The following is a 24533-nucleotide window of genomic DNA, read 5'->3' on the forward strand; positions in this document are numbered from 1 at the left end:
TGTTCTAAGTTCTTTTCTCCTGGATTACAGAAATGGCACCAAAGGTTCCGGTTATTTCGAAAAACTAATTATTATCCTGCTCTCCTTTGCATCAATAGAGGGCGTGGGCAGTGCTATGCGTGAATTATGAGTAAGAAGGATAATGGTAACCTTAATGTGCTCTATTTTTTAATTTTATTTGCATCTTTTATTAAGATTAAATATTTACATAATTAAAAATCATACGAATTTATTCTTTTTTATGTTCTATTATCTAAACAATTTTGTAATATAAACCTTTTGATTTTTTAATATTTCTTTGAAAAATAGATTCCTGTGCAGCCTGTCTTTTAACTCTGGGAGCGCGGAGGAACAGCGGGAAGTACCCTTTCTCGGAGGACATCAGTCCGACAGGTGGGGGTAGTTCACGTGCCAGACTTCAATTAAACTGGAAAACTTCAATCAAACTGGAAAAATAGAAAAAATGCGTTTTTATTTCCGATTTTCAATCTCAATCTTTTTTTCAATTTCTCTTGCAAAGCTTTCTTTCGAGTGAATATAGAGGGAAGCCGGAAGCCCGGTATTTGAGATCATGTAAAGCAAGCTCATGGTTGTCCGGTTCAACATGGGGGAGCAGTTTAAAAGTGCGCTCCTGGAGATCCTTACTATTGTATCCAGGGACTTTATTCCTGTAAGGTAATTTTTTATATCCCGGCTCTTCTGACTTTTTTCAAATATCAGGTCTATCCATGTATTCATTTCTTCTATCAGAATTTCCCTTGTAAGGTCTTCAGGAACAATGTAACTTTTTCCTTTCTCTATATTCTTGAAAAACTCCCTGAAACTGTCTCCTTTTGCAAGAGTATATATCTTCCCCAGCCCCCCTGAGTGGGTGTCTGTTGTTGCAGCGATACCTTTGCCAAATCTTTCCGCAAGGGCGATCGTAAGCTCATTTTTCTGCTTAAGCTCATGCATATTATATTCAAGTACGGGAAAGAGCTTTGCCAGTTTAAGTATTGCAGAGGGCTTAGGCTCCTGGTGGTCCTCAAACCAGAAGGGATGATTGTAGATAAAAGGTAGTTTATGGCGCTTGAGATATCTTATAAAACTCTTAAGGTCATGTTCGATTTCTGCAATCTCAGTAAGTGCTAGAAAGTCCTCCTGATAAAGGTCGAAAACGTTCACGTGCAGGGTGTGCCCCGCGAACTCCGGGTCATATATGGTCATTTCAACGCCAGATACCAGTTTTTCCCTATCCCATCCGAGAATATCATATGCATCGACTGTATCGTGGTCCGTAAATGTGACAAAATCCATCCCCATACCGAGGGCTTTTTCATAGAGGCTCTCGGGACGCAAATCTTTTACCGGGAGCACGTCATAAGAACAGGTTGTATGCACATGCAGGTCTGCCCGTTTCCAGCCCTCCTCCATAAGCTCAGCTGCTCGTTCCGGTGTTATCAATTTTTCCTGATAATTCTTCGACCTTCTCCCCATAGGTGTAGAATCCAGTGATTGTTATTTTTTCCTGATTATTTTAATTAAGTTTTATATTTCTCCTACTATAATATAATCCTTTTTTTAGATTAAGTTTTTCTGAGAAACTCATCTCAGAATCTATAAGTTTTTTTACTCCTAGTTTTTTTACTCCTGAAAAAACTCTTTCATGGCTTTTTTCCGGTTTCAACACTTGATACACTTTTTTTTTCAATTCATACCACCACATTTATAAAAATATACTGTAATATCCCGATATTTTCACAAAAACAATAGTGGTATAACTATGGGTCTATTTAGAAAGCTAAGGACGATTTTAAGCGTAATTTTTGAAAACGAATCCGAGCAAAAAGGGGATGATTTTGAAAGGTATGTGGTGGATCTCTTCGATGAAAAATACTTCTCCATCGTGCAGTGGACTACAGATATGGCAAGAAAACATACGCGATTCGTAGAATCCGACTGCGGTCCTGACCTTGTCTTCCGCTACAAGCCTACCAATGAAATCTTCTGTGTAGAATGCAAGTTCAGGTCAAAACTCTTTAAAGGCAAACTCCAGTGGTCAAGTCCCAGGCAGCTGGGGCGTTACAGGTGTTTTGAAGGGGACAATGAGATTCCGTTTTACGTCGTCATAGGCCTCGGTGGCAAGGCCGGAAAGCCAAAAAGAATGTTCTGTATCCCTCTTGATGAAACGAAGTCTCCTGCGCTTTCTCCGGAGCTTTTTGAAAAGTTTGAACGAAGCCCGAAGAAGAAGTTTTTCTGGAAAAACGGAATGTTGAAATAAATTTCCCAAATTAATTTTTTCTACTGCGTTAAAGGTCGAGGGTTGGAAGCAGTGATGTAGATGCAGACAACGGCACACAAGCCAGCTCACTGACCGAGGAAAGCAAGTCCCTTAATAACGATCTGCTCGTATCACAGGCTTTAGGGGAAAGAATAGAAGACCCAAGAAAGCAGATAGACTTAATGAGTGATCAACTAGGCAGGAAGGATGACCAAAGCGAAAAGTTAAATGAAAATGTGCATAACCAAGCTGTTCATATTCAAACTCTTATTCAGGAAAATAGCAAATTGAATCTGAAACTCTTACCCAAAATCACCGAGAATAAACCATGGTGGCGCTTTTGGTAATATTTGAAATATTTTGAAATATGTTGATATTTAAGCAAAATAGAAAGAGTTATTTATACTATCTCTTGATATAATTTTAAAAATTAAGGCTCTAAAGTGTGATAAATATGGATAGATTGAACTATGATCACGAAGAACTGGGATGTATTCATAAGTCACGCAAGTGAAGATAAAGAATCATTCGTGAAGCCTCTTGCAGAGACTCTAAATAGTTTTGGTATAAGAGTTTGGTATGATGATTTCACTTTAAGTATTGGAGATAGTTTATCAAGATCTATAGACAAAGGATTGATAAACTCAAATTATGGCATCGTTGTCCTTTCTCCAAGTTTTGTTCAAAAAGATTGGCCAGAGTATGAATTAAGAGGTTTGTTCGCCAAAGAAATAGGAAATAATAAGCTAATTTTACCCATATGGCATCAAATTGATAGAGAACAACTTTTAAATTATAGTGCTATTCTTGCGGATAAGTTTGCTCTTTCTTCTTCAAAATTAAATATATATGAAATTGCTATAAAAATAATAGAAGTTGTAAGGCCGGATCTATTTAAAAGAATAAATAGAAAGTTAGCATTTTATGATGCATTGAAGAAAGGCAAAAGATCTTTCGTTCCGATTGAATCAATTGTACCAGGTCCTATAAGACATAAAAATTTGAGCTCTTTGTATGTAAACAGTATAAGGTTAATCAGAATCAGTTTATGGGATGTTTATCCCAATTCAATGGAATTTTGGTTGGATGGTTTTAAGAGAGACTTAAATCCAGAAAGGGAAATAGCCATTTGGGAACGAATTGCAACTGTTTTTCTCGAGTACAGTAATTTTCAAGAATTAAGCATCGAACAAAAAAATGTTGCCTTTAACGTTATCATAAAAATATCTATGGGATTTACGGATGAAGAATTCAAAACTGACCAAAAGGAACTTCCTCCTGGTGGATTCAAGATCATTAATCATCTTATGCGTAATGACATACCTTCTATAAACTTTGATGAAGATTTTGAATAATAATATTCAGTCCTCTTAGAGTAGAGTTGATTGACTTTCTCTATTGATATTTTTTTAGTTTATATTCGACATTCTTACTCTCTTATTTTTCTCCCATGTTTCATACTATGCTTTTCTGAAATCCATTATTCTGTATCCTGTAGAAATACGTAGTAATTGACCGATTAACCCGCCATCAAATTTAAAAAAGAGGATGAGATTCCGATTTATTTTAATTGAAATATTGGGTAACTTATCGAGAACGAGCTTTTAATTTCTGTTGCGAGTTTTACACTTTGATTAATAAGCATCTTTGTGATGGGCTAATTTCACTAATGTCACGGTTTGCGCTTTTTCATCAACAGAAAAACATAGTATAAAGTTAGAATCAATGTGTACTCGCTTATATTTATGTAGAGGATAATTGAGGTTTTTGTAATGCTGAGGATTGATACAAATTTCATTAGCTTTCTTGAAAATTGCCTCAAACAGTACATGATTCTTCTTGTTTAACTTTCTCAGCTCTTTTGAAAGTTTTCCTCTGATCAACAATTTGTACAAGCTTACTCATCCTCATCAGGCAAGCTTTTGATGTATGCTTTTAATTCATCGGCATTTTTGAATGGTCCAATTACTTCATCATTCTCCGAATCAAGCATTTCCTTTATGAACTCAGGACTGTATCGAGGCTCAAGTATTTTCTCTTCATATTGAGCTACAACTAAGTCGAGCGCGGCACTCTTATCCTTTAAATTATATTTGGCTTTAACAATATTCAGAACTTGATTCGTTTTGTCTGACATTTTAACTCTAGCTTGTATCATGTGCATTCCGTATGCACATTATATGCACACACCGCATATAATACTATCTTATCAATGAGATTATGTCACCTGTAACATATTCCATGCAGCAAGTTGTTCTTTTATCATAATAATAACCATAGAAAGCCCAAAAATAAGCCGTTTGATTTCTCGAATTCATCTAATATTTTTCCAAGGGCATATATTCCACCCAATTTAACCAGAGGAACAAGAAAAAACTGGGAAAGAATAAGAGGACTTCAAACACTTTCCGTGAGTTTGGCGTTTGTAGAGTCATCATGTTGCAAAGGCATCAATACGCAATCAAAAGTCGCGTTTGGTATTCTATCCTGAAAACACCAATCCTGTATAAGTGGACGACCAGAGCACTGGTTTGCTTTGATTGTAACTGTAACAAAAAGATAAGTATTTTTATAAGAAACCGTAACCAACTGTAACAAAGTTACGAACGATTATCAAACAATCTTAGAGCCTATCCGAAAAGGCAGTAATGCATGTTCAAAAGTTACAATAAATCTATAATATCCGAGCATCCTTCCCGTTTGTGAATATTGCTTATCGTGAAAGTTACAGCAGGTCACAACACTTTTCGGATAGGCTCTTGGCCGATTTCCATTATTATACGACAAGTGGGTACAAAGGTTCTAAAGAGTTAAATTCTAAACAAATTGGGTTTCAATCAAGATGACACTTTGAAAAGTAACGTAAAACCCAAACTTAAGTTGAAAAAAGGATAATTAAGGGGTGTAGTGATTGAAGAAAAAATCAGGGATGTGTAAAGGAATATCTGGTAGAAAATGGAGAGTAACCTGGATTTTATTAATTCTTGTTTTTTCAATAATTTCAGTATCAGCTACAGGAGCAGATAACAGCACAAAAAGCCACGCAAGTGATGTAGTAGATATCTCCGAACAAAACATAAATGCAAGTAACGTAGTAGATGTAACCTACCAAAACACAAATTCAAGTGACGTAGTAGATGATCCGGAACAACACACAAATTCAAGTGACGTAGTAGATGATCCTAATCAAAAAACAGATTCAAGTGACGTAGTAGATGACTCAAAACAACACACAAATTCAAGTGACGTAGTAGATGATCCGGAACAAAACACAAATTCAGGTGCCGTAGTAGATGATCCGGAACAAAACACAAATTCAAGTGACGTAGTAGATGATCCGGAACAAAACACAAATTCAAGTGACGTAGTAGATGATCCGGAACAAAACACAAATTCAGGTGCCGTAGTAGATGATCCGGAACAAAACACAGATGCTAGTAACGGAGCAGATGATCAGAAGCCAAACACAAATTCAAGTGACGTAGTAGATGATCCGGAACAAAACACAGATGCTAGTAACGTAGTAGATGATCCGGAACAAAACACAAATTCAAGTGACGTAGTAGATGATCCGGAACAAAACACAGATGCTAGTACCGGAGCAGATGATCAGAAGCCAAACACAAATTCAAGTGACGTAGTAGATGACCAGAACCAAAACACAAATTCAAGTTCTAGAGTAGATGATCAGAAGCCAAACACAGATGCAAGTAATGTAGTAGATGATCCGGAACAAAAAACAGATGCAAGTAATGTAGTAGATGATCCGGAACAAAACACAAATTCAAGTGACGTAGTAGATGATCAGAAGCCAAACACAGATGCAAATTCCGGAGTAGATTCTAAGCAAAAAACAGATGCATGTACCTGCGTAGATGATCCGGAACAAAAAACAGACGTATGTACCTGTGTAGATGATCAGGGTCAAAAAACAGATGCAAGTCCCGGAGTAAATTGTCCGGAAAGTTCCAAAGTTAACTCTGAACAAAAAACAGATGTAAGTAATGAAATAAGTATCGGGGCGAAAACTGAATCAAAAACTGAAACATACAACGGCACAAAATCCCTCGAAAATGGGGAAGCGAATCCTGAAATAAAAGTATACAACTGGAATGACAGCGCAGGAAACGAGTCGGTAATACCTGAGATAAAATCAGAGGGTAGTAGCTGGAACAATCTGAAACTCATACAATCATATCCCTATTCTCTTCGTTCTTTTTATACTGTAAACGAGAGCGTGAAGATAATCTATAGAGGGCCTGAAACTCTCGGACAGCAGAAAATTGACATATATCTTGTCAAGGAAAAAAGCTCGAATTTTCCTGAAAATGCTATTTCAAACGGCATAAACGAAAGCACGATTCCTCTTGAAGATGTCTTCAATAATAATACAGAATCTTACATCCAGATACCTGCGACTTTGAACAAATACGGAGACTTATCTCCCCTGACTGTTGGTCCTCTTCCTGCTGGCAGTTACTGGGTCCTTATAACCCTCGCAGGAAACGAAACCAAAAAGCCTGAATCCGAAAAAGAGATTCTTTTAGCGAACTATTTCGAAGTTCTCAAATACGAACTGGTAGCCGGAGTTCCGTATACCCTCGAAGAAGGCGAAAGTTTTGAAGTCAATCTGAACCTGAAGAATGCACCTGCTCTGAAGAATTATACGTACTGGGCTGTACTGATAAGGGAAGATGCCTATACAACATCTGAAGGTACAAATCCAGGTTCGATGAATTCCGGAATCAGGCCTATTGTAAACGGAATCGATATTATCAGAAGTTTAGAAACCAGCTTGATAAAATCTGAGTCCGAAACCGGAAAAGGAGAACTTGAAAGCAATATCCAGGCCCTTATCGGAAAAGGCAACGGCATGATAAGTATAGGCGAAAAAAACCAGAGCACCCTTTCCCTAAAAAGCTTCGAACTTCCTCCCGGAGACTACCTCCTCCTTGCAGGTGCCTATGAAAATGACGAGGGCCTTGCAGGTATAAACCAGAAAAAACTGAGAATCTCCGCCGAAAACTCATACGGGTCAGGCTTGAAAGCCAGCTCAGAAAATCAGATCTTCGGCAATATCTCTCCAAGAAAATACACAGTCTCTTCCTTGTTGGGAATTAACCCCCCTCTTGAAACTCCAGAAGTATTCATATCCAAAGATATCAAACCCTACATTCAGGCAAGAGCATCAGTAGAAGTCGTAAGAAATCCTCTCAAAATCCCCTCCTTCCTGCTAGGTTTTACAGGAACCCTGATCGGGCTTGCTATACTGAGGAAATATAGATAAAACCGAAAAATCAAATCGCGGGCGGCCACCTCACCCCAATCAGGCCGTCCGACAATTACTGATAGAGTTTTTTCCAGGCAATCTGCCGCCAATTCCCCTTTTCCACTCAACAAATTTATATCACTCCTAAAGTATCTTTTATCTATGACCCTTGAGCCTGTGCATATGCATAAGATCTCGGAGCTTGCAGAGAGAATTGATCGTTCATTTGAGCTTGATGAGTCGAAAACGGCGTCAGACATTTATTCTCTGCTTGACGAATTGAAGATTGACGGGAAGGTAATCCTGAAGGCTGTGGGCAGGCTCTTTAGGGGGATTGTCAGGACCGAGCTGATGGCACAGGGCGATGACCCGTATCCGGTTACTTATGCCTGTGACAGCGGGAGCACAAACCCCAAGACCTATGATAGTGGGCTTTTTGTGGATTTTTGCCATTGCGGGCTGGGAGCAACACCTACCGATCTTGATATCCAGAGGTGCCGGACAATTGTTTGTGCTGCTTATTCTTCTTCGCAGAAGATAGCAATGCGTGCAACTTCAGGCTGGGAAACTTTTGATGAAGGGCTTGGAAGGGCAAAGCTTGTTACAATTGCTCCGGACGAGTTGAAAAGAAAGGCTCCTGATATGGTGCATAGTTTTGCCATGTACCTGGCAGAATCCGAACACATGCTTTTCATGAAGGATCTGTTAGAACCGGAGAGCTTTTTCATAATGGACGGGCCTCTTTATCCAAAACAGCTCATGTACTGGATGGTGCTGGACGACGAGGAAGTGCAAATCCGGCAGAATAATGACGCCCGAAAAATCCTCCAGAATTACATTGATATTATGGATCATTTTCTGGAAAAGCAGAAACCTGTGATAGGATTTGTAAAAAATCCGATTGATAAGCAGATCATGGACGGGGTCCGGAAGAAAAGGGAAGGTTTTGACCTGCCCTGGATGCTTGATGCTCAGTTTTTCCGAAACCTTCTCTCCCCGAACAAAGTTGATGGCACATCCGGGCAGGGACAGGATGGACGGAATTCGATAAATAACGGGAAAAACGGTAAGTATAATGGTTCCAGAAATACTTACATTACTTACACCAGCTGGTTTTTACAGCCCAACAGGTTTTACGAGAAGCTGCTCAACGGGACTTCCCCTCTTGCAGCCGGGGATGCGCTCTCGCAAAAGCTCAGGCATAAGTTTTCGCCTGAGGATTATGCCCTCTGTTTTTTCATGCTTTACGTGCCTTCCACAGATGTGGTTTTTAAGGTTGAAGCTCCTTATGGGCTTATTAAGGATGATTCCCTGCGCATGCAAATTACCAAAAAAGTGCTCTTTGACCTTTCTCTGAATGGGTTTCCCCTTACCCTCACAAAGGCAGACCACCTCGCAAAAATCAGGGCAGTGGAGAGGCAGGAAATCGATAAATTCTTTGAAAATATGAGTCCTGATACCTCTTATAATGACACTCGGTGGGGTAATATCAATGAAATATGAAGATTCCGATATTCTGGCTTTTATTTCCAAAAAGTCAAAACCGACTTCTGCTCCTGAAAAGGATGCAGGATCATACGAAAATACAGGACCAAAGGAAAGTCCCGAGAATGAGGCGAAGGGTCCCGAGGCGAAGGTTCCGGAAACGAAATACCTGGAAAAGGATCTGCTTACGGAAGCCTCCGGACAGGACTCGCTGCCGGATTTTGAAACATTTCCTGTTTCCTCATCTGAAGTTCCAATGGAAGCCGATCTACAGGACTCTTTTAATGGTGGTTCAAATACAGGTTCTACCATAGGCTCAACTACAGCCCCCCACACTCTTTCCGAAAAAGATGAACTTCCCTTTGAAGCATTTGACGGCTATGATTTCGAAACCAGCAGAGTTACTCCCTCTCTGGATGAAGCTTTCGGGATTGTCACAACTGGCATAGAACCTCTGGAAATAACCCACTCGGGAGCTACAATTACAGGATATATTTCTTCTGCCCGCAGGAGCGAGATAAGGCTCGGGACATATGTTGTCGTGCCTTATGAGGGCGGAGAAAAGCTCTTTGCAAGGGTCGGAAAACTTCAGTACAGGCAGGAGTTTGCAGTAGATGATGCAACTGAAATCCACTCAAGACGCATGCTGAATGCCCGGGCAAGCCCTATGAATGAGGCAGATTATAAGTTCCTTGCCTGCCTTGACCCCCTTTGCATCCTGTACCGGAAAAAAGCAGATAGTGCGCTCACGCGCAGGATGGCAGACAGAATTCCCCGCCCGAACACTCCTATACTGCCTGTTACGGACCGGCTTGAAGTCCAGACAGGGCTGAACATTCCGGAAGAGGGGGTTTTCCTGGGGCACCTCAGTGTTGGGGGAGAACTTGTAAAGACTCACTCAGAGCCCGAAACAGTTGCTTATTACCTGAGAAACGACTATTTTCTGGGCGACCCCCTCATTTTCAGGCATATGCTTATCTGCGGGAGCACGGGAACAGGAAAGACGTTTCTATCGAAAAACATCCTCCGCCAGTTCATGACTGAAACCAACAGGTATCGACTGCGGAATTCTCCCGGCAAAGCCCAGAAAAACCCCTGCCTGGTAATCATGGACCCTCAGGATGAATATTCTCAGCTTTTCGAGGATAACGAAACCCTGGCCGAAGAGGACAAATTCAGGTTTGAGTCCGAAAATGTCACTTACGGCAGGGTTCAGTCCACAAAGGCTTTTGTGGCAAAGGTCGACGGGCAGAGATATCCCGGGGATAAGTCAAGGGCAGAACAGATCGAGTTTACAATTCCTTTTTCCCTTGTGAAGCACAACTCCTGGCTGATATCGGCAACCGGGATGTCCGAACTTCAGTACATAGGGCTTGAAGTGCTCCTGGGGGACTTTTTCAAATCAAGCGTTCCCCATACATACCTGAACTTCATTAACCATGTTGAAAATGAAGGTACTCGTTCCTACTATGTTGACAGCGGAAAACTGCATGAGGCTTCTTATGATGGAATTGTAAGGAGAGTAAGTAGTCGGTTTTTCCCGAAGGTTTTTGACCAGGATGCAACTCCCATTACCGAAATCCTTGATAAAATTTTCAAGCCTGGGCAGATTTCGGTTTTCCCAACCGAGTACATAAGTTCTCCCAGAATCAGGGACCTCATAGTGCTCACAATCATGAACCTGATTGTTGACAACAAGCTCAATACTACAGGGATTGATGCCATCAAAGAAACTCCAATTATTCTGGCGCTGGATGAAGCTCACCGCTATCTTTCCCATGCTAACGGGGAACATGCCCGCCTTATCATCTCCCGTTTCGCAGATGCAGCTCGCCAGGGAAGAAAAGAAGCGTTGGGGCTCTTTTTGATCACGCAGGACCCTCAGGATATCGATGACACTGTTTTCAAGCAGGTTAACACAAAGCTGATCCTTAACCTCAATAATGATGCTGCAATCTCAGCCTTAAAAGTCCCCAAAGAGTACGAACGCAGGATTCCCTATCTCAAAAAAGGGCAGATGATAATCCACAGCCCTGACAACAGTGATATTGTGGAAATCCTCGGGCTTTCAAGCTGCGTTGTAAGGCACCGCTAAGAGAATATATACCACAAAAAAGGAAATTCAAAAATGTTTAAAACCTGATCCTGAAAGGGAATCTCCGCACATGCCCTTACTGGACAGGCATGTACTTTTTTCTCTCTGCCGGGCAATTTTTATTCCCGGCATTTCCTTTCAGGTCTTGTCTTCTTCAGGTCTATCTTTTTTTTGCCGTTTCAGAGTTTTTCGAAAAGAATCATGTTATCCAGAACAGCCTGGATATTCCAGTATACATAAGTTCTATAGGCTTCGTTGTTGACGATGTCGTAAATTGCCATGCCTCCAACATTCCAGGAAACGCTTTTGATAAGCTCACTCTCTTGCAGTTTGTCTACGAACGCTTTGAGTTTGCTGAAGTCATTGATACTTTCTCTCCAGTCCGCAGCCCTCAGTCCACTGTCCCTGTCCGCGTTTGCCATCTCCAGCTTCTGCAGGGCAAATGCATATATCTCGATCAGGTCGATGTTTGCAGGCGAGACGTTCTTGACAATCGGAGCTCCTTCTCGCATACTTTCTTTCAGCCTTTCCGTAAATGCAAAGATGTCGTCGGATGTCAGGGTTTTTTCGGCTATCTTTCCTTTTAATGTTTCAAGAGTCTGTTTCATAATATTTTACCCCTACATAAAATGGCTCACATAGTCTAATTTTTATGGGTGAGTTCCAGGGAGTAGTTTATTCACACCTAAAATAAGTAATAAGTTTTCTATATTAAAATGATTCTAAATCAGTTTTTTTCTATATTAAAATGATTCTAAATCAGTTCGTTCTGCGGAGTTATTCACTCACACCTAAAACAGGATTATCTGTTTTCTGCCTTAAAATTACCCGTCATTTATAAAGATATTACTTAAAAATTAATATTTTTTTATTGTAATTATTAAAAATAATATCTTTTACGCTGTAAACCGAAGTAATAAAACTATTAAACAGTCATTTCCTGTTCAGGATTTTATCTAAAAGATGAAAACTTTTATAAAAAAGATAAAAAATGATGGGATAGCGCGGATTTGAACCGCGGTCCAAGCGTCCCAAACGCTCGAGGATGGACCAAGCTACCCTACTATCCCAAGGGTACTTCCTCTCAAATGCGATTCTCCTTTATATAGCTTTCGTTAGAACATGCACCTGTACTCTGACTTTACTTGTGACAGGCAGAAAGCTCCAAGGCTTCAGCGTGGGGTAGTTCACTTACTCCAATTCTGGACTTTGTGCTGGGATCCTCCTGATCCTCAGCCTTTTTTCTCACTCCCAACGCTGGTAGATGTCGTTTTCTACTCCTAAAAGGTCAAGCGCCCTGCCAGCCATGGTGTCTATGAGGTCATCCAGGGTTTTCGGTCTGGAATAGAAGCCCGGACATGCCGGGAGAATGCTTGCCCCTGCTTTTTTAGCCTTCAGCATGTTCTCGAGGTGTATGAGATTAAGAGGGGTTTCGCGAGTCATCAGGATAAGTTTCCTCTCCTCTTTCAGGCAGACATCTGCAGCCCTTGTAAGAAGGGTGTCAGATATCCCATTTGCAACTGCCCCGAGAGTTTTCATACTACAGGGAGCAATAATCATTCCCGCTGTCCTGTAAGAGCCGCTGGCTATAGGCGCTGAAAAGTCTTTCTGGGAATAATTCCAGGTTGCAAGTTTTTCCACTTCAATGGGTAAGTAATCAGTTTCGATCTCGATTATCTGTTTTGCAGCTTCGGTCAGTACAAGGTGAGTCTTAATCCCGGTTTTCGCCAGTACTTCAAGAAGGCGGATCCCATACTGTACCCCTGAAGCCCCGCTGATTCCTACAATTACTTCCATTATTCGCTTCTCCTTGCTGTCATGTCACTTTTTTCGCAGGAGGCAATGAAGCTTCCAACCATCTCCTCTGCGGCTGAGACTATTTCCCCTATCTCTTCCTGGCTGATATTGTCCACATGGATTCCGGCAACAAATACCGATGTCTTTCCTGTTGCCTTGCTTATCCGCCGTGCGCTGTCCAGGGCAAGTTGCTCTTCCCTGTGTCCGGGCAGGGTGATCACAGAAGAGCTTGCTCTCCTGCTTTTTTCATCAAATAGCCCGACTGCAACTGCACCTGCATGCTCTTTTCCGCCGGTAAGGGTCAGCAGGTAGTCTTCTCCGAGCTTTTTTGCTTCGAGTACGATTTCTACACTGCCGACTTTCCTTGTGGTTTTAAACAAAAGTTTTACTCCTGTATTTTAAGTTTTTTCCAGGTCACTCAGCTTAAATTGTTTTGTGGCTTTTTTTACGTTAAAGTATTCCTTTGCAGCTTTTCCCACGGCTTCGCAGTGCTCTTTCGGGCTATATACTCCCATTCTCCAGTTATCCATATGGGCTTCCTGCAGGATTGATACGAAATGTGAAGCTTCATTAAGCGGGATCATCCTGTGATCTGCTTTTATCATTGCTTTCATTTCCAGCATTTCAGGAGTCTTTGGGATATCCACAATCACACATTGTGGGTCTACTCCTGCAAGTTCTGCAATCTCCTTCTCAGTTCTCTCAATTTTATCACGGTGCTTAAGCACACCTTTTCCTGCATCTTCAAGTCCAGTATAAAGCGCCCGCTTATAGAGTTTGCGTGTATCCAGTCGCCTGGCAAGTTCTCCTGCATATCCGCTTGCGTTTCGCATGGCTGCTGTCAGGTCTGTGTCATCCATTTGCCTGAGCCCGGAGGGGTCAAGTTCCCCATTTGTGATCATATACTCCACGGCTTTTGAGCACATTGCTTCCGAGATTCTGGTCACGTGATGATAGTAAACCGAGGTATTCATCCAGAAACGGGAAACCAGAAGAGATTCGGCAGCTTTCAACCCTCCATAGTCGACAACAAGCCTGTCTTCGTAAAAGTGCATCTGGTTGATCAGGCGGTTGTAGTCCACGATCCCGAAAGCAACGCCTGTGTAATGAGCGTCCCGGACAAGGTAGTCCATCCTGTCCACATCGATCTCACTGCTGAGAATCTGCCCTAAAGAGGTCTCGCCTTTGACATGTTTTGCAAGGTCCCCGGGGGAAATCCCGTGCTTTTTCAGTACTTCTTTTATTTCCCCTTTCCCTACAATTTCCTTTACATCGTCATGCCTGTGCCGGGTATACTTGTCGATAACATTCTCGGTTACGTGGGAAAAAGGTCCATGCCCCACATCGTGCAAAAGAGCGGCAGCCCTGATCTCCTTTTTTTTATCTTCTCCAATGGAGTCGAGATTTTTCATCAGCATGGAGGCAAGGTGCATGGCTCCGAGGGAGTGTTCAAAACGGGTGTGGTTTGCTCCCGGATATACGAGGTTTGAAAAGCCAAGCTGCTTGATCCTTCTGAGGCGCTGCATCTGTGGGGTAGCCAGAAGTTCCTGGACTATTTCATCCATTTCGATGTAACCGTGTACGGGATCAAGGACGACTTTCATTATTCTTTAGACAGATGTCATTATATATTGTTGTATCTATTACTTTGATGCTATTACTTTGATACTGCATAAGCTGCAGAAGCACCTGCCACCCGAAGGCGGAATAAATCCGGGAAAGGTTATTATCATGATCATATTATCAGGCGGTACCGGAACTCCCAAACTCCTTGACGGGCTCAAGGAAATCCTCCCGCCGGAGGAACTGACTGTTGTTGTAAACACTGCCGAAGACCTGTGGGTTTCAGGGAACCTGATCTCTCCAGACCTTGATACAGTGCTCTATCTCTTCTCAGACCAGATTGACCGAAAGAAATGGTGGGGCATAGAAAACGATACCTTCAGGACTTATGAGCGCATGCAGGAGCTTGGGGTCGAAGAAAGCATGAAGCTCGGGGACAGGGATCGGGCAACCCATATTATCCGCTCAAACCTCATCCGGGACGGGGCATCCATTACGGAAGCGACAGTAAAGCTTGCAGCCCTTTTCGGGATCGAGGCAAACATTCTTCCTATGTCCGATGACCCGGTTTCTACCTGTATCGAGACTCTGAACGGGGTTATGCATTTTCAGGACTTCTGGATCGGAAAACATGGAGAGCCCGATGTGCTTGGAGTTGACATAAGAGGCGTTTCCGAAGCTTCAGTTGCTAAAAAGGTCATGGAAGCCCTTGAGAAGGACGACAAAGTCCTCATCGGCCCGAGCAACCCCATAACCAGCATAGGTCCCATCATTTCCCTACCAGGGATGAGGGAACTGCTGAAACAGAAAAAAGTGATTGCAGTTAGCCCCATAATCGGGAATGCTCCTGTCAGTGGCCCCGCCGGGAAGCTGATGAAGGCATGCGGGCTTGAAGTCTCTTCTATGGGAGTTGCGGAGTACTATCAGGAATTCCTTGACGTCTTTGTTTTCGATGAAAGGGATAGGGCAGACGAATTTGCATTTGAGAGGCTTGGTTGCCGTGCCTGTCGTGCAGATACCTTGATGACCTCAACGGAGAAAAGCAGGGAACTGGCAGAGTTCGTAGTCGGACTTTTCGACACCATATTATGATTTTTCCCTTTTTCCTTTTCCTTTTTAATTTTTTTCCTTTTTAATTTTTTTCCTTTTCTCTTTTTCCCTTTTTCTGTTCTTTTTTCTTCATTCTCTCTTTTCTTTCCTGTAAATTTCTTTTTCCTTCTTTTTTCTCATGATATGGGTTTTTCTGCGGATCTGATTTTTTTCCCTGCTGATATGGTCTTCAACGTTAACAAAATTCGAAAGATTTATGTATTATTTTTTTCTTCTTTTGTAACATTAAAAAACATAAAATTGAAATTTTGTCTTATTTGTTAAGCTATATCTCCTTGCAAATGCTATTTTGTTGTAAGATTAAAGAAATGATTAACGGGTAGTAGAGGATAAAGCATGATTGGAATAGGTTTAATTGCTAATAGAAAAATAAAAACAAAAATCATAGATTTTGTTTTACTGACAATACTTGTTTTCTCCCTTGGTTCCATACCGGGGATGGCACATGAAGCTGATAACCAGGAGTTGATGGCTCAGGTTTTTACTGCAGCCGAAGCAAGCCTTGGAGATATTGGAGCTGAAGATACTCTCATTATCACAGACATTGGTTCTCCTGCAGAATCTTATGTTTTCCTGGACGACTTCTATTCGGAGTTTTACGGAAGGGAGTTATTGTATACAGAGAACCTGCTTGTAGTCCAGAACGCCAGGAATGCTCCTCTCTGGTTTGCTTTCTTTAACAAATCCAGTGAGAACTGTACTTATATCGAAGTTTCATACGGAGATGAGAATGAGGTCAGCTACCAGGTAACAGAAAATATAGACTTTGATACCCTTTCCGAAAGCTCGGAGTCCGTAGCAGCCTGGAATGAAAAAGTAAGCTCAAAGGTGTTTGACGGGCGTGAATTTGCCATCCTTACAATTTCCAATGCTTGGGCTACAGGAAATCTTGATTATGACCTGATGCAATGCCTGGAACTTCACAACCACTTCTGTCCAGGAGTTTCCAGCGGCTTTGTGCTTGCGAACTGGATGGAAGAAAATTACCCGCTTGAGGAAGGGGTAAGTTATACGGTTTTCTCTTGCCCTAACTGGTGCAAAGAAGACGTTTTTGTAAAGCGCTGGGATGCCACCCCTGGAAAAGGAGGGATCTGGGTTTCTGCGCTCACGGATGAAGAGATAGAAGCAATCGGGAACTCTCCTGCCGGAATCTTTGTGGTTACGGATAAGAAAGCCGGAACAATGAAGGCAGTAGTCCTCGGATTTGACTTTGATGTCGTGAATGCGAAGTGCGGGGCAAAAGAAGACGATCCTGCCTGGCTTTCGAAATACTTGATGGACCTCTGGCTTATGGACAGGGAAAACTGGGATGAGGAAGGACTTGTTACGGAAATCGCAGTCATTGACATTGATGAGGATACCCTGAGTGAAATGAAAATGTCGGGTGTTAATCCTTATGTTGTCCTTGGGCTGCTCAACCCGGCAGGAAATGGCAATCCCTCAGTTGATAACTCGGAGTTGATGGATCAGGTTTTTGCCGAGGCCGAAGAAAGCCTTGGAGACCTTAACCCTGAAAACACTCTTATTATCACGGATATCGGCTCTCCGGCAGAATCTGATTTTTTTCTGAATGACTTCTATTCGGAGTTTTACGGAAGGGAGTTACAATACACACAGAACCTGCTTGCAGTGCAGAACGCAAGAAATGCCCCTCTCTGGTTTGCCTTCTTTGACAAATCCAGCGGGAACTGTACTTATATCGAAGTTTCATACGAAGATGATACTGAGATTAGCTATCAGGTAACGGAAAATATAGACTTTGACACCCTTTCCAAAAACCAGAAGTCCATAGATGCCTGGAGTGAAAAAGTAAACTCTTCGGTTTTTGATGGGCGTGAATTTGCTATCCTTACAATTTCCAATGCCTGGGCTACCGGAGATCTTGATTATGAACTTATGCAGTGCCTGGAACTGCACAACCACTTCTGTCCTGGGGTTTCAAGTGGCTATGTACTTGCAAACTGGATGGAAGATAATTACCCGCTTGAGGATGGGGTAAGTTATACGGTCTTTTCCTCCCCTCAGTGGTGTAAAGATGATGTTTTCTTAAAGCGCTGGGATGCCACCCCAGGAACAGGAGGAATCTGGGTCTCTGAATTGACCGACGAACAAATAGAAGCAATTGATAACTCTCTTGCCGGAATTTTCGTTGTTAAGGATAAAAATGCCGGAACTCTTAAGGCAGTGGTGCTTGGATATGATTCTGATCTTGTGAGTGCACAGTGCGGGGCAAAAGAGAATGATCCTGCATGGGTCTCAAAATATCTAAAGGACCTCTGGCTTATGGACCCGGATAACTGGGAAGGTCTTGTTACGGAAATCGCAGTTATTGACATTAATGGGGATACCCTGAGCGAAATGGAACTGGCAGATACAAATCCCTATGAAGTTCTTGGACTGCTCAACTCGCCAGGGAATGTGAGTGCCTGAAAATGGATTTTCTGAAATCGGGAGCTGGATGAATATGTCTAAAACAGGGCAAAATGTCCGTTGCTGACTATTGAAGGCAAGTTCCTGACTATTGGAGGATTTTGATGGGTTTTTTAACCCCTTTTCTTTTTTACCCTGTTTTCTTTTTTATTTTTTATTTTTCACGATTTTTTACATATCCCTTTACCTTTATTATCCTTAAATTTATTAACACTGACATAACTATTTATTACAAATTCTCCTGCACCCCCGGATGCATGCACTCAAGGGTGTAAATAGAAATAGCATCTGGAAAACCAAAGTTATATCAAGTACTTCAATGTTTCCTGAACTCGATTTATCTTTCTCGGTAGCGTGTTGTATATCCGTATCCGCTTCGAGATGCAGTATTCTCGAGGGAACAGGATCTAATTTCAGGGTTTTTACTTCCCGGAATATTGAGACAGCCAAAAAAGGTTAGAACCATGCTTGAAAGACTGAAAAATTCACTAATTAATTCTCCTGTGATGAAGCGAGGGGAGTATAACTATTTTATCCATCCTATTTCTGATGGTGTACCTTCCCTTGATCCCCATATGGTAGAGGAGATTGCCGATTACATCGCAGAGATAGCAGATATGAACGTTGACACTATCCTGACTGTGGAAGCTATGGGCATTCCGGTTGCAAACGCCCTCTCCCTGAAAACCGGACTTCCTCTTACCATCGTCCGGAAGCGCCCTTACTTCCTTGAAGGAGAAGTGGAACTCTCCCAGAGCACAGGCTATTCGAAAGGTGTCCTCTATATAAACGGGCTCAAAAAGGGAGACAGAGTAATTATCGTTGACGACGTTATCAGTACGGGTGGAACGCTTCTTGCCCTTGTAAGGGCGTTAAAAAATATGGGCGTCGAGGTAACGGATGTAATTTCCGTTATAGGGCGCGGAGACGGTTATCTTAAGCTAAAGGAACTCGGATTTAAACCCAAGGTTCTCGTCACAATTGATGTGAGTGAGAAAGGTGTGGAGATTAAGGATGTCTTTGGGGATCAGTGAAGCATTCGATTTAAGGCCTGACTATATTATCAGCGTAATAAAGGATACGAAAGCAAAGCTTGTGGGCTTTCAGTTTCCTGAAGGGCTGAAACGGAAAGGCCCGAAGCTTGCGAAAGTTGTTGAGGAAGCTACCGGAGCTGAGATTCTCATCTCAGGAGATCCCTGTTTTGGGGCGTGTGACCTTGATCGGACTCTCCTTGACCATGTTGATATTCTTTTCCACTTTGGGCATGCGGAACTGGAAGACGTTAAGCTTTCAGATAAAGTGTACTTTATCGAAACCCGCTCCTCAATTGATGTCCGGCCTGTTGTTGAGAAGGCTGTCCCGGAATTGAAAGGACAGAGAATAGGGCTGATCACCACTGTCCAGCATGTCCATAAGCTTTCGGATGCATGCAGTGTGCTCGAGAAACTTGGGAAAACCTGCGTTATCGGACGTGGGGACTCCAGGATTGCTTATGCAGGGCAGGTGCTCGGCTGCAATTTCTCGGCAGCGCGGGATGAAGATTGTGATGAGTACCTTTATATCGGAAGCGGGGACTTCCATCCCCTTGGGGTATCCCTTTCCACAAAAAAACGTGTCCTTGCAGCTGATCCCTTTTCCGGGGAAGTCCGTGAGGTTAACCCTTCAAAGGTTCTCCGTCAGCGGAGTGCGGTAATTGCAAAGTCTCTGGATGCGCAGGTTTTCGGGATCATTGTCTCAAGCAAAAACGGGCAGAAAAGGATGGAACTAGCTTCTTCTCTCAAAAAACTTGCAAGAAAACATGGAAAGGAAGCACACCTGATCCTTATCGATCTCGTAACTCCTGACCAGCTCCTTCAGTTCAAGGTGGATGCTTTCGTAAACACTGCCTGTCCGCGGCTTGCTGTGGATGAAGTAGGACGTTTTCCTTCCCCTATGCTGACCCCACAGGAGTTTGAGATCGTGCTTGGAGAACGTGAATGGGAAAAGCTTGTGCTGGACGAAATTACCGAGGAACCTGTATAACCTTTTATCAGATGCCTGTATAACCTTTTACCAAATGCTTGTATAACCTTTTACCAAATGCTTGTATAACCTTTTACCAAATGCTTGTATAACCTTTTACCAAATGCTTGTATAACCTTTTGCCAGATCTAAAACAGAGAAGAAAACAAAAGATATGAAACAGAGAAAACTTGAAATTCTGCTTGAAGAAGTCGAAGGTTTTTCCAATCCCGAACTTGAGCTGGAGCAATACCAGACCCCTTCTCCCCTTGCTGCGGAAATACTCCATTTCGCTTATATGCAGGGAGACCTTAACGAATCGGTCCAGGACCTGGGCTGCGGTACCGGTATTCTTGCAATCGGAGCAAAATTTCTGGGAGCCAGGGAGGTCGTGGGTTATGATACTGACCCGAAGGCGCTTGAGGTTGCAAAAAAAAATTCAGAGAAGCTTGGAGTGGATGTGGAGTTCATTTGCTCCGATATTTCGGAAGTCTCAGGGCATGTAAAAACCACACTTATGAACCCTCCATTCGGGGCAAGAGTTAAAGGCAGGGACAGACCTTTTCTTTCATCAGCATTAAGAACAAGTGAGATAATATATTCCATCCACAACCGCGGAAGCCTTGCTTTTATCCAAAAGTTCATTAAGCCTGCGGTCATTACACACTCTTACGTTGCGAAATTCCCCCTAAAAAAGACTTTCGATTTCCATCAAAAAGAAAGAGAAATTATTGAGGTAGAGATTTACAGGGTCGCTGTTCATGAATAAAGCCTGTGTTCAGGAGCCATTTAAGGCATCATGTTTGACAGCTTTACATCTCATATTTCATTTTAAAAGGCGGAATTAATAACTCTATTGTATAGAGAACAGGTCATAGTATAGAGGATAAATACGTAACACATAGAATAAACCCATGGCGTAAACAGATACTTCGGGATAAATAATCTGAAAGAAATAAGCTGGATGGATGCTTTACAAGATATACTGTATGCATTGAAACTTACGCCATGCTGCAAGGGAAGAATTAACTTGAAGATACTAAGGAAGGAAATTTTACTCCTATTCCTTCCGAAGATGAGTTATCTATGAGTTCGATTGCCGCCAAAAACTCTATAAAGACTAATTAAAAATTATTAAAACGACTTATCTATATCCACTAATAGCGATAATTCGAATGAGGGATCATGATTAGAATCCGAAAAAATAAAACTACTAGGAAAAAATTAACAGGTCCTGGTGAAGGAAAGTCGATTGCTGATAAATCGGTCCCAGCAGCTGCAGACAGCAGGGGCTCCCAAAGGGATCCGCCACGGGATCAATCTCGGGATCAGTCGCGGGAACCAAGGCCCCAGTTTAAAAGCCAGCCCCGAACTCAGTCCAGAGATCAGTCCAGAGATCAGTCCAGAGATCAGTTCAAGGGTCCGGCAAGGGACAAGTTTAGGGCTCAACCCAGGGGTCAACCTAGAGGTCAGCCCAGAGATCAGTTCAAGGGCCCGTCTAGAGACCAGCCCACAGATCATTTCAAAGGTGATCCTAACAAAAAGAGAAGGTTCCCATATCCTAAGAAAACTTCCCGGGATGGGAAGGAAATGCCAGGTTCCAGGCCTTCTGCCGGAGAAGCCGTGAGATCTGAAGAAGACCTTGAAAAAGGAGGCTTTGTCCTTCCGGGAGAACTTGTCGGAACTACAGAGGAATTCAAATCTGGCTCCGGAACAGCAGTAATTGCTGGAGACATTTATTCTACTGCCACAGGCAATGTATTCATTGACCAAAAAGCCCGAGTGGTCCTGGTTAAGCCAAATACTCTTACTCCAAATCTTCTTAAAGTAGGGGACATAGTCTACGGCAGGATCACTGACGTCCGCGAGTCCGGGGCAATGGTGGAAGTTGCAGGAATTGAAGGAAAAGAAAACAGGGAAATTGTTAGCTTAAGGCCCGGGGATATCCACGTTTCAAATGTAAGGGACTCCTATGTTAAGAGGCTGTTAGATGAGTTCAGACCCTTTGATATTATAAGAGCCAGAGTCATTGAAGTTGACAGAATGCGCCTTACCACAGCCGAAGACTCCCTCGGAGTTGTAAAAGCTTACTGCTCAAACTGTAGAGGAGATCTTGTTCTGGAAGGGAAAAAGCTTAAATGCCCTGTCTGCAATATGACTGAAACCCGTAAGATTTCAACCGAGTACGGGAAAGGAATCCAATAAATTTCTCTTTCCCTTTCTTACCTTATACAGGCATCAGCATTTTATGACGAATTATACATTCTATGGCAGGCTTGTTGTAGCCGGCTATATTATTCACCATTTACAGGTGGTCACCAATGGAACTGAACATCATTAACAAAACAAATAATGAGCTCGAAGTCGAGTTCAGAGGCGAATCTCACACCCTTCTCAATCTTCTCAAGGACCTCCTGATTAAAGATGACAGGGTTGAAGTAGCTTTTTACGACATGAAACACGTGAGCATCAGCGAACCCATCCTTTACCTCAAAACCGATGGTACTGACCCGATTCTGATCTTAAAGGAAACGGCAGCAATCATTGTTACTCAGTGCGACGAGTTTATCGAGGTCTTCAGCAAGGCAGTAAATGCCTGAAGCCGATGCCTGCAGGACGTCTCTTAAACAGACGTTTTGCTCATTTTTCTTCGATCGGAGATTTTTTCCTGCTCTGTACTTTCAGGTAACGGCTTCTGGATAGTATTTTCTTTTCACTTTGCCTTTTTTACGTTATGCTTTTAAATAAATGAAATTCAGTTATCCCTCTTCTACGGTAGTCTTTTTCTACGGTAGTCTTCTTCTACAGTATTTTGCTGTCTTTTTTATAGCTATTTCTGGAATACATTTTTATGAATTCTTGATAATATCACTGGATACATAGAGCCTTAAGAAAGTTAATTTTCATAAGAAATGCTAAATCAATCCACAGTAAATGGTTTTTATAGCCTTATGAACAGTAGACCAGAAACTTATATCCTGGATTCATAACATTTACAACTATACCGGAAGTCTTACACAGGATATAATTGTACAGTCTAAGCCAGAAATTTATAAGTTTAAATCACAAATTTACATTTATAATGAGGTATAATTAAAATGACACTCGACGATTCATATTTACAGAAGTTTGGTTTCATAAAGAGAGAAACCCTCGGCAGCATAAATATTGACCCTCTCCAGACAGGCGGGCTTTTGACCGAGGCAGCAAGGCAGACTCTTGTGGAATGGGGAGATGGTTACTCAGTCTGCGACTTCTGTGGAGGGGTTCTGGACCAGATCAAAAAACCCCCTATACATGATTTTGTACACCAGGCACTTCCTGAATTCCTGGGTTGTGATGAGGCAAGGGTCACAAACGGGGCAAGAGAGTCCAAGTTTGCGGTTATGCACTCCATGGGAAAGCCCGGGGACTGGATTGTGCTTGATGGGCTTGCCCACTATTCCTCTTATGTTGCAGCTGAGAGATCCGGCCTGAATATCAAAGTGGTGCCTCATGCAGGCAGTCCCGAATACCGCCTGGACCCGGAAGGTTACGGAACCGCAATTGAAGAGGTCACAAAAGAAAGCGGAAAACCTCCAGTTCTTGCTCTTGTAACATATCCTGACGGGAGTTACGGAAATGTTCCGGATGCCGGTAAGATAGCGTCCATCTGCCACGAATACGATGTTCCCCTTCTCCTGAACGGGGCTTACTGTGTTGGAAGGATGCCTGTTTCCGCAAAAGAAATCGGAGCCGATTTTATCGTGGGCAGCGGGCACAAATCAATGGCTGCATCCGGGCCTGTCGGGGTGCTCGGGGTAAGTGAAGAGTATGCTCCAATCGTTTTCAGAAAATCCGTGTACAACAAGGCAAAGGAAGTCGAATTTCTGGGATGCACTGCCCGCGGGGCCACGGTTATGACTCTGATGGCTTCTTTCCCTGAAGTGGTAAAGCGCGTCAGGAATTGGGACGAGGAAATTGAAAACGCCCGCTGGTTATCTGCAAAGCTTGAGGACCTGGGCTTTATCCAGCGCGGACAGAAACCCCATTCTCATGACCTTATTTTCTTCGAAGCCCCGGGTTTCTACGAGATATCCCAGAAGGTAAAGAACGGCAGGTACTTCCTCTACAAGGAATTGAAGAGCCGCAATATTCACGGCATCAAAGCCGGGCTTACAAAGTATTTCAAGCTCAGCACCTTCGGGGTCGGCAAGGAAAAGCTCGGTGTTGTTGCGGAAGCCTTCGAGGATATCCTGAAAAAATACGAGAATGTTTAAAATCTGTCAGGAAGTCTTTTGCTCTTTCCTGAGTAAATTGTGTTTTTGAAGTCCCGGTCTACTTCTCAGTTGAAGTTTTAAATTCCGGGCGACTTTATTTTTTGATTCCAGGCTACTTTATTTCTGATTTTTGGTTTGCTTCCTGTTATTTTTGCTCATTTTATCTTTTTCCTTTCCCGCTTATCCGGTGAGGGTAGAAAGCTATTTCATTTAGAATGAGCTAATATATGTCTAAAACATCATTCTAAATGAGAGTTTCTATAA

General features: G+C 42.5%; 22 protein-coding genes and 1 tRNA gene. 14 read left to right on the forward strand and 9 right to left on the reverse strand.

Going from position 1 to position 24533, the window contains the following annotated elements; genetic code table 11:
* Positions 1 to 471: 471 nt before the first annotated feature.
* The gene (locus PHF18_RS05295) at positions 472 to 1413 is read right to left on the reverse strand and encodes a PHP domain-containing protein (protein ID WP_300099335.1); all 942 of its coding nucleotides are present in this window, start codon (positions 1411 to 1413) and stop codon (positions 472 to 474) included.
* A gap of 103 nt (positions 1414 to 1516) precedes the next feature.
* Positions 1517 to 1690, reverse strand: a complete 174-nt coding sequence (locus PHF18_RS05300) for a hypothetical protein (RefSeq protein WP_300099338.1) — start codon at positions 1688 to 1690, stop codon at positions 1517 to 1519.
* A 72-nt stretch (positions 1691 to 1762) separates the two neighbouring features.
* Here PHF18_RS05300 and PHF18_RS05305 point away from each other — a divergent pair, with 72 nt between their 5' ends.
* Both PHF18_RS05305 and PHF18_RS05310 read left to right on the forward strand, forming a co-directional pair.
* Positions 1763 to 2260, forward strand: coding sequence for a hypothetical protein (locus tag PHF18_RS05305; protein ID WP_300099341.1), 498 nt, complete (start codon positions 1763 to 1765; stop codon positions 2258 to 2260).
* Between the two features lie 470 nt (positions 2261 to 2730).
* On the forward strand, positions 2731 to 3615 hold the full coding sequence (locus PHF18_RS05310) for a toll/interleukin-1 receptor domain-containing protein (protein WP_300099344.1): 885 nt from the start codon (positions 2731 to 2733) through the stop codon (positions 3613 to 3615).
* A 279-nt stretch (positions 3616 to 3894) separates the two neighbouring features.
* Here PHF18_RS05310 and PHF18_RS05315 read toward each other — a convergent pair whose 3' ends face one another.
* Both PHF18_RS05315 and PHF18_RS05320 read right to left on the reverse strand, forming a co-directional pair.
* Complete coding sequence (locus PHF18_RS05315; RefSeq protein ID WP_367279145.1) at positions 3895 to 4155, reverse strand: type II toxin-antitoxin system RelE/ParE family toxin; 261 nt, start codon at positions 4153 to 4155, stop codon at positions 3895 to 3897.
* Between the two features lie 2 nt (positions 4156 to 4157).
* Positions 4158 to 4397: a DUF2683 family protein gene (locus PHF18_RS05320; protein WP_367279146.1), complete on the reverse strand. Its 240-nt coding sequence runs from the start codon at positions 4395 to 4397 to the stop codon at positions 4158 to 4160.
* A 774-nt stretch (positions 4398 to 5171) separates the two neighbouring features.
* Between PHF18_RS05320 and PHF18_RS05325 the strand changes: the two genes are divergently transcribed.
* From PHF18_RS05325 to PHF18_RS05335, 3 genes are all read left to right on the forward strand, one after another.
* Positions 5172 to 7547, forward strand: coding sequence for a TIGR04279 domain-containing protein (locus tag PHF18_RS05325; protein WP_300099350.1), 2376 nt, complete (start codon positions 5172 to 5174; stop codon positions 7545 to 7547).
* A 144-nt stretch (positions 7548 to 7691) separates the two neighbouring features.
* The gene (locus PHF18_RS05330) at positions 7692 to 9032 is read left to right on the forward strand and encodes a DNA double-strand break repair nuclease NurA (RefSeq protein WP_300099353.1); all 1341 of its coding nucleotides are present in this window, start codon (positions 7692 to 7694) and stop codon (positions 9030 to 9032) included.
* Positions 9022 to 11109 (forward strand): ATP-binding protein, encoded by a 2088-nt coding sequence (locus PHF18_RS05335; protein WP_300099356.1) that lies wholly within the window; start codon positions 9022 to 9024, stop codon positions 11107 to 11109. Before PHF18_RS05330 ends, PHF18_RS05335 begins: the two co-directional genes overlap by 11 nt.
* 179 nt (positions 11110 to 11288) lie before the next feature.
* On the opposite strand, the gene PHF18_RS05340 is transcribed toward PHF18_RS05335, so the two are convergent.
* From PHF18_RS05340 to PHF18_RS05360, 5 genes are all read right to left on the reverse strand, one after another.
* Positions 11289 to 11717, reverse strand: a complete 429-nt coding sequence (locus PHF18_RS05340; protein ID WP_300099359.1) for a hypothetical protein — start codon at positions 11715 to 11717, stop codon at positions 11289 to 11291.
* Between the two features lie 387 nt (positions 11718 to 12104).
* A tRNA-Pro gene (locus tag PHF18_RS05345) sits at positions 12105 to 12179 on the reverse strand.
* A 175-nt stretch (positions 12180 to 12354) separates the two neighbouring features.
* Complete coding sequence (locus tag PHF18_RS05350; RefSeq protein ID WP_300099362.1) at positions 12355 to 12906, reverse strand: UbiX family flavin prenyltransferase; 552 nt, start codon at positions 12904 to 12906, stop codon at positions 12355 to 12357.
* Positions 12906 to 13286 carry a hypothetical protein gene (locus PHF18_RS05355; RefSeq protein WP_300099364.1) on the reverse strand — a complete coding sequence of 127 codons (381 nt, stop codon included), beginning with the start codon at positions 13284 to 13286 and terminating at the stop codon, positions 12906 to 12908. Before PHF18_RS05355 ends, PHF18_RS05350 begins: the two co-directional genes overlap by 1 nt.
* An 18-nt stretch (positions 13287 to 13304) precedes the next feature.
* Positions 13305 to 14510 carry an HD domain-containing protein gene (locus tag PHF18_RS05360; protein ID WP_300099367.1) on the reverse strand — a complete coding sequence of 402 codons (1206 nt, stop codon included), beginning with the start codon at positions 14508 to 14510 and terminating at the stop codon, positions 13305 to 13307.
* A 127-nt stretch (positions 14511 to 14637) separates the two neighbouring features.
* On the opposite strand from PHF18_RS05360, the gene cofD reads away from it, so the two are divergent.
* The 9 genes from cofD (at position 14638) to pscS (ending at position 24269) form a co-directional block, all read left to right on the forward strand.
* Positions 14638 to 15561, forward strand: coding sequence for a 2-phospho-L-lactate transferase (cofD, locus tag PHF18_RS05365; protein ID WP_300099370.1), 924 nt, complete (start codon positions 14638 to 14640; stop codon positions 15559 to 15561).
* Positions 15562 to 15915: 354 nt separating this feature from the next.
* Positions 15916 to 18009 (forward strand): FmdE family protein, encoded by a 2094-nt coding sequence (locus PHF18_RS05370; RefSeq protein WP_300099374.1) that lies wholly within the window; start codon positions 15916 to 15918, stop codon positions 18007 to 18009.
* A 464-nt stretch (positions 18010 to 18473) separates the two neighbouring features.
* Entirely contained in the window at positions 18474 to 19043 is a 570-nt protein-coding gene (hpt, locus tag PHF18_RS05375; RefSeq protein WP_300099377.1) for a hypoxanthine/guanine phosphoribosyltransferase, read from the forward strand.
* Positions 19024 to 20031 carry a diphthamide biosynthesis enzyme Dph2 gene (dph2, locus tag PHF18_RS05380; RefSeq protein ID WP_300099380.1) on the forward strand — a complete coding sequence of 336 codons (1008 nt, stop codon included), beginning with the start codon at positions 19024 to 19026 and terminating at the stop codon, positions 20029 to 20031. Before hpt ends, dph2 begins: the two co-directional genes overlap by 20 nt.
* 154 nt (positions 20032 to 20185) lie before the next feature.
* Positions 20186 to 20779 carry an METTL5 family protein gene (locus tag PHF18_RS05385; RefSeq protein ID WP_300099383.1) on the forward strand — a complete coding sequence of 198 codons (594 nt, stop codon included), beginning with the start codon at positions 20186 to 20188 and terminating at the stop codon, positions 20777 to 20779.
* A gap of 468 nt (positions 20780 to 21247) precedes the next feature.
* Entirely contained in the window at positions 21248 to 21637 is a 390-nt protein-coding gene (locus PHF18_RS05390) for a hypothetical protein (protein ID WP_300099384.1), read from the forward strand.
* Positions 21601 to 22215 carry an exosome complex RNA-binding protein Csl4 gene (locus tag PHF18_RS05395; RefSeq protein WP_300099387.1) on the forward strand — a complete coding sequence of 205 codons (615 nt, stop codon included), beginning with the start codon at positions 21601 to 21603 and terminating at the stop codon, positions 22213 to 22215. Before PHF18_RS05390 ends, PHF18_RS05395 begins: the two co-directional genes overlap by 37 nt.
* A gap of 116 nt (positions 22216 to 22331) precedes the next feature.
* Positions 22332 to 22610 carry a DNA-directed RNA polymerase subunit L gene (locus PHF18_RS05400; RefSeq protein ID WP_300099390.1) on the forward strand — a complete coding sequence of 93 codons (279 nt, stop codon included), beginning with the start codon at positions 22332 to 22334 and terminating at the stop codon, positions 22608 to 22610.
* A gap of 498 nt (positions 22611 to 23108) precedes the next feature.
* On the forward strand, positions 23109 to 24269 hold the full coding sequence (gene pscS, locus PHF18_RS05405; RefSeq protein ID WP_300099393.1) for an O-phospho-L-seryl-tRNA:Cys-tRNA synthase: 1161 nt from the start codon (positions 23109 to 23111) through the stop codon (positions 24267 to 24269).
* The last annotated feature ends 264 nt before the right edge of the window (positions 24270 to 24533 follow it).

The sequence above is a fragment of the Methanosarcina sp. genome (assembly GCF_028693135.1).
Lineage (GTDB): Archaea > Halobacteriota > Methanosarcinia > Methanosarcinales > Methanosarcinaceae > Methanosarcina.

What these genes read in the sequence shown, in the direction of transcription:
- PHF18_RS05295 (WP_300099335.1), bottom strand. Translation starts at nt 1,413, where the DNA reads ATGGAGGAGGGCTGGAAACGGGCAGACCTGCATGTGCATACAACCTGT.
- PHF18_RS05305 (WP_300099341.1), top strand. Translation starts at nt 1,763, where the DNA reads ATGGGTCTATTTAGAAAGCTAAGGACGATTTTAAGCGTAATTTTTGAA.
- PHF18_RS05310 (WP_300099344.1), top strand. Translation starts at nt 2,731, where the DNA reads ATGATCACGAAGAACTGGGATGTATTCATAAGTCACGCAAGTGAAGAT.
- PHF18_RS05320 (WP_367279146.1), bottom strand. Translation starts at nt 4,397, where the DNA reads ATGTCAGACAAAACGAATCAAGTTCTGAATATTGTTAAAGCCAAATAT.
- PHF18_RS05330 (WP_300099353.1), top strand. Translation starts at nt 7,692, where the DNA reads ATGACCCTTGAGCCTGTGCATATGCATAAGATCTCGGAGCTTGCAGAG.
- PHF18_RS05335 (WP_300099356.1), top strand. Translation starts at nt 9,022, where the DNA reads ATGAAATATGAAGATTCCGATATTCTGGCTTTTATTTCCAAAAAGTCA.
- PHF18_RS05340 (WP_300099359.1), bottom strand. Translation starts at nt 11,717, where the DNA reads ATGAAACAGACTCTTGAAACATTAAAAGGAAAGATAGCCGAAAAAACC.
- PHF18_RS05350 (WP_300099362.1), bottom strand. Translation starts at nt 12,906, where the DNA reads ATGGAAGTAATTGTAGGAATCAGCGGGGCTTCAGGGGTACAGTATGGG.
- PHF18_RS05360 (WP_300099367.1), bottom strand. Translation starts at nt 14,510, where the DNA reads ATGAAAGTCGTCCTTGATCCCGTACACGGTTACATCGAAATGGATGAA.
- cofD (WP_300099370.1), top strand. Translation starts at nt 14,638, where the DNA reads ATGATCATATTATCAGGCGGTACCGGAACTCCCAAACTCCTTGACGGG.
- PHF18_RS05370 (WP_300099374.1), top strand. Translation starts at nt 15,916, where the DNA reads ATGATTGGAATAGGTTTAATTGCTAATAGAAAAATAAAAACAAAAATC.
- hpt (WP_300099377.1), top strand. Translation starts at nt 18,474, where the DNA reads ATGCTTGAAAGACTGAAAAATTCACTAATTAATTCTCCTGTGATGAAG.
- dph2 (WP_300099380.1), top strand. Translation starts at nt 19,024, where the DNA reads ATGTCTTTGGGGATCAGTGAAGCATTCGATTTAAGGCCTGACTATATT.
- PHF18_RS05385 (WP_300099383.1), top strand. Translation starts at nt 20,186, where the DNA reads ATGAAACAGAGAAAACTTGAAATTCTGCTTGAAGAAGTCGAAGGTTTT.
- PHF18_RS05395 (WP_300099387.1), top strand. Translation starts at nt 21,601, where the DNA reads ATGCCAGGTTCCAGGCCTTCTGCCGGAGAAGCCGTGAGATCTGAAGAA.
- PHF18_RS05400 (WP_300099390.1), top strand. Translation starts at nt 22,332, where the DNA reads ATGGAACTGAACATCATTAACAAAACAAATAATGAGCTCGAAGTCGAG.
- pscS (WP_300099393.1), top strand. Translation starts at nt 23,109, where the DNA reads ATGACACTCGACGATTCATATTTACAGAAGTTTGGTTTCATAAAGAGA.